Raw genomic sequence first — 4,871 nt, 5'->3', positions numbered from 1 at the left:
AGTGGCTCTCTTTTCTCCGATTTAACTGGCTCACAAAAACGCGATTTGTCTGGCGCAAAAACAGCGTTTTTGTGGCTCTTTGAGAACGCCGTCTGCAGTCTGTCCTCTTTGAAGAGTTTTTCGGCCATTGAAGTCGATCCTTCTCAATTCTCTTGTACAACAATAAAAAGCTATCTCACTCCCAGTGAAGCGCCTTGAAGCAATACAATTTTTGATCCGCAAAACAAAAGAGCACGTGATCAAAAAACATCCATTTTATAAGGTGCTACGACCAAAGCGACCATTTAATCAGTACCTTTTCACAAATTAGCTTTCTTCAGACTAAGAAAGTATTAGGGATGAAGGAGAAAACCAGCCCCCCTTACTATAAGACGCTTGCTTACTAAATGGAATGACTGTCTATTTATGGATTTGTATAATAAAAAAACGATATCTCGCTATTTTGAGATATCGTTAGAGGAAGCTCCTTTATCCAACTTGAGCTTGTCAAATCTTATCGAGTTTGGTGCTCATTACAATTAACGCGACCAAGTGGATTAAAAATTTGACGGATGTAAATGGGCACTTATAATAAAATCACTTAGTATCATATTTTTTTGAATATCATCATATCAGACAAACTCGTATTTTAGTTCTTTTTTTCAGAATAGCACGTCAATGTACTTACAAGATAGTTAAGAAAACTTCAGAAAGATTAGATTGAAATTTAACATTTTATCCAGGGACCTTCCCATTTTCCCGTTGAATAATTATATAATCTCTTATAGTAATTACCATTCTCATATTTGTATTTCCACTCTTTGATAGGTGCCAATGGTTTAATAGTAGAATAATCTCCAGTAACCTGAGCATAACCAGAATTTGGAAGACTAGCGGCTCCTAAACCAATCATTAGAAATACAACTGCAAAAATTTTTTTCATTATAGTTCCCCTTTCTCTTCATAGTTATTTATTATCTTCCATTTTCAAATTTCCATATTCTTTAACGCGTTGTTCCTCAGTAATCTCAAATAAAGGTTTTCCATCTTTATAAATTTTATAGCTATTCTTGCCAATCTTCTTTAATATGGAATTTTTTTCTGTAATTACAAAATAATCATGTTCAATATTTTTTCTTTCGATATATGGCTCAAATATGATACAGCTGGATAAGAAAAAACCAAGTATTCCGGATATAAAAAAAATTAATTTTTCATTCTTTGCTTTCTTTTCATAAAAGATATTATTTACTCGCTCCAATAGTAACGATTCAACGGGTGAGCTGAATGATGGTAAATCATTTATTACTGGCATCATCATTGGTCGATTTTTAGTGTGTTTTCCAACTTTAACTAATGTTTCAACGTACTCAATTTTCTCCTTTTTATTTAGTTTTTTTGTAACAAATTCATCAGCTTTCAACTCTATCATCTGGTTAAAGTGTTTCCTGAATACCCAGATAACAGGATTCCACCAATAGATTAATGTTAATACTTCATAAAATGACTTTATCCATAGATCCAGGCTATTTACATGGCATAGTTCATGTTCAAGTACAAACTGTTTTTCATTCGAAGAGAAGTTCATGGCAGGCATAACAATTAGAGGGTCAAATAGGCCGATTACTACAGGAGATAGTGGCGCATCCACAGTAACCACCTTAATATTTTTGTATGAGCCTATTATACTTTTTTCTAACATTACTTTCAGCGAATGCATGGCATATAATTTTTTTACCCATCGTATCAAAAAAAGACTACTTCCCAAAATCCAAATGAGAGCTATCAATTGCCAGACACTACAGTTTCTGTGCAGCACATTTACTTGTCTACTCATAAATTCATTTAATCTTGGTAAAATCGTATCAGACGGGATTGCATGAGTATAAAAAAATTCTACAGGTACAAATAATCGAAGTAGGAAAATTATACTCAATCCCATAAAGATATTAGCTGAAATTACTTTGTTTAAACGTAATTTGTTTATGAGTAAAATCAATATTAAAACAGTCAGTGAACTTATAAGTAGTGTAGTTAAAAACGATGTGAAGGTTACATTCATTACATACCTCTTCGCTTAGCAGCAATGACGTTTTCTATCTCTTCGAGCGTTTTTGATGTATTGTTTGAATTTCCTAAAAATTGAGTCAACAGTTCAGGCATATCAAGTTCCTCAAATTGTTTTAAGATAAAATTCTCTTTATTAAGAGTAGGGATATAGCTTCTAGTCAAAACCGTTCCGCTATAAACAATCTCATCAACTTTCAATAGATCTTTCTTTACTAACTTTTTCAAAACAGATTGTACAGTACTTAAGACTAGATCAGGATTAATCTCATGAATCTGCTTTGCTGTCAGTCCAGTCTCGTTTTCCCATAAAATGCTTAATACTTCAAATTCTTTATTTGATACAAGATTTTTTTTCATTTCAAATCACCCCTTCTAATATATATGTCTTTACTATACATATTAACTCAATATTACTTTGTCAACAACATATTTTTTTTGATTAGTTGATTAAGAAATATTTTGTCGATTTTTAGATATGTCTTCAAATTTATTTTGTTTTTAAAGTAAATATGATTATTAGTAATGGGACCATTGTTACCGTAAATTATTTATTAGTGGTTAAAAATATAGCACGCCAAATTAAAAATGGGTATTTGTATTTTCCTTTTTTATTAAACATTTTATTAAGACAATTGAGTTTAGTTCCAAAATCATTACTCAAAAGTTTATTTATTCATGAAGGTTCAAATTGCTCTTTGAAAACTAAATAAAGGTTTCTGAACAACATTATTAGGTTGATCGAGCTATTGTAAAGATACGCCAAGAAGCTTCAGCCGAGCGAACCAATATCTAAAACAACTCTTGATCTTGAAAATCAAGTGCCATGACATCAACTTATCATAATGATACTCACACTCAAAATGTGTCTCGCTGCTAACTACAGGGGGAGGTGAAAATCCTGTGCGCCCATTCTAAAGGCAGTTCAAAAATCTAGCAAAGACAAATAAACCCTGTTACCACGCGGTATTAAGCGGATTCGTATTCTACAAATATGCTATACTCTTGGTGCTACCATAAAATTCTATTATACATTGGAGGAATGTTTATTGGAGATAAAACTGAAGTAGTGAAGGAGACTTATTCTATTAGTGAGATTGCTAAAATTTTAGACATTAGTAATAAGTCTGCCTATTCTTTAATTCATGAAAACTTTTTTAGATATGTAAGAATTGGACGAACAATACGTATATCAAAAAAATCTTTTGATCAATGGTTAAACGACTTTGCTGATGCTGATGATTTAACTAGGAGAGATTTTTAATGGCAACCATTATATCAAGAAGTAAAAAATCAGTAGTCGTGTATAGCTATGTAGATAACGAAAAGAAACGGAGACAAAAATGGGATACATTTCTATCCAGAGCTGAAGCATTCCAACGAAAAAAATTTGTTGAGTACTATCAATCAGTAAATGGTTCAGTAATTGTTCCCGATGAACAGAATCTAACACAAACAGCTTTAAAAATTGAGGATAAGAGTTCGAATAATGTAACATTTAGTGAATACTTGAAAGAGTATGTGGATGTATATGGTCGTGCTAATTGGTCAGTAACAACTTTTAGAAATAAAACTTCCTTGATCAGAAACTATATTGATCCGATTATTGGGGATAAAAAAATTGATCAAATTTCGACTAGGATGCTGTCTAAGTATTATGTGGATTTATTAAGTGTCAAAGAGGCGGCAGGAAATAAACCGTCTAGTGATAAATTGTTGACACCAGCCAATATCAAGAAAATTCACGATTTGATACGCTCAGCACTAAAACAAGCAATTGCGTGGGATACATTACCAAAAAATTCAACGAATCCAGCGACAATGGCAACTTTACCAGTTATTCCTGAATACGAGCGAAAAGTCTGGGATATTGAGACCTTTAAAGTAGCTGTTGAAAAAACAGAGGATGAATTATTACGATTGTGTATGCACTTAGCTTTTGCTTGTTCGCTTAGAATTGGCGAGGTCTTAGGTTTAACTTGGGATAATTTAGTCATTGATGAAGAATCTATCGAGAACGGCACCACTAGATTGTTCGTTGAAAAACAACTAACAAGGGTCTCGAAAAAGGCAATCGATGAATTGAAAGAAAGAGATATTATCAAGGTTTTTCCATCGAGTAAAAACAATGTGACACGATTAGTATTAATGACACCGAAAACTGATTCAAGCCGGAGAACTGTTTGGCTTCCTAAATCAGTTGCTCAGATGTTGATTCAACACAAAAAGAATCAAAGTGAGATGAAAGATTTTTTTGGTGAAGAATATGAGGATCACAATTTGGTTATCTCTTCAGAAAATGGAAAACCGGTTGAAAACAAGTTAGTTGGTAAACGGCTCAGAAAGCTGTGTGAAGAGTTTAAATTACCAAGAGTGGAATTCCATAGTTTGAGACATTTAAGTACCACCTATAAGCTCAAAATGACCAATGGAGATATTAAAAGTGTTCAAGGCGATACAGGTCATTCAAAAGCTGACATGGTAACAGAAGTATATTCACATATTATTGATGAAGATCGAAGACACAATGCAAAAAAATTGGAACAAACATTTTATGAGGAAGAAACTTCACCTAAAGAAATGAATACAGATCAGACATTAAAATTGTTAAATATAATTCAATCATTGCCCGATGAGTTGAAAGAAAAACTGTTGTCGTTAGATTAAGAAGGGTAGTAAAAATGCAATGACACCAATGCTTCAACTAGTGGTTGTTAGCAAAAAGTGTTAGCAGAAACGGAGATTTCCGATGAAAATTAGAGGAAATAAAAAATCTGTTAGCAGATTTAGAGGTCAACTAACAGATCATTATATCAAGTATAGTA

Annotated in this window: 6 protein-coding genes; 3 read left to right on the top strand and 3 right to left on the bottom strand. The window is 32.6% G+C overall.

Annotation, left to right across the window (positions count from 1 at the left end; translation table 11 throughout):
* On the top strand, positions 1-198 hold a 198-nt coding region (locus E6139_RS22760), incomplete at its 5' end, for a hypothetical protein (protein ID WP_316405825.1).
* A gap of 508 nt (positions 199-706) precedes the next feature.
* On the opposite strand, the gene E6139_RS22755 is transcribed toward E6139_RS22760, so the two are convergent.
* From E6139_RS22755 to E6139_RS22745, 3 genes are read right to left on the bottom strand one after another with little or no spacing between them, the layout of a single operon-like run.
* Positions 707-922 (bottom strand): hypothetical protein, encoded by a 216-nt coding sequence (locus E6139_RS22755; RefSeq protein WP_316405824.1) that lies wholly within the window; start codon positions 920-922, stop codon positions 707-709.
* Positions 923-946: 24 nt separating this feature from the next.
* Complete coding sequence (locus E6139_RS22750; protein WP_316405823.1) at positions 947-2,041, bottom strand: M56 family metallopeptidase; 1,095 nt, start codon at positions 2,039-2,041, stop codon at positions 947-949.
* A complete protein-coding gene (locus E6139_RS22745; RefSeq protein ID WP_316405822.1) occupies positions 2,041-2,406 on the bottom strand; it encodes a BlaI/MecI/CopY family transcriptional regulator in 366 nt (121 codons plus the stop codon). Before E6139_RS22745 ends, E6139_RS22750 begins: the two co-directional genes overlap by 1 nt.
* Positions 2,407-3,088: 682 nt before the next feature.
* Here E6139_RS22745 and E6139_RS22740 point away from each other — a divergent pair.
* On the top strand, positions 3,089-3,310 hold the full coding sequence (locus tag E6139_RS22740) for a helix-turn-helix domain-containing protein (protein ID WP_316405821.1): 222 nt from the start codon (positions 3,089-3,091) through the stop codon (positions 3,308-3,310).
* On the top strand, positions 3,310-4,713 hold the full coding sequence (xerC, locus tag E6139_RS22735) for a tyrosine recombinase XerC (RefSeq protein WP_316405820.1): 1,404 nt from the start codon (positions 3,310-3,312) through the stop codon (positions 4,711-4,713). Before E6139_RS22740 ends, xerC begins: the two co-directional genes overlap by 1 nt.
* The last annotated feature ends 158 nt before the right edge of the window (positions 4,714-4,871 follow it).

The organism is Enterococcus sp., from assembly GCF_032555305.1.
Lineage (GTDB): Bacteria > Bacillota > Bacilli > Lactobacillales > Enterococcaceae > Enterococcus_A.
Note: the sequence above shows the minus strand (reverse complement) of the source record. Positions and strands in the feature narration are given on the sequence as shown.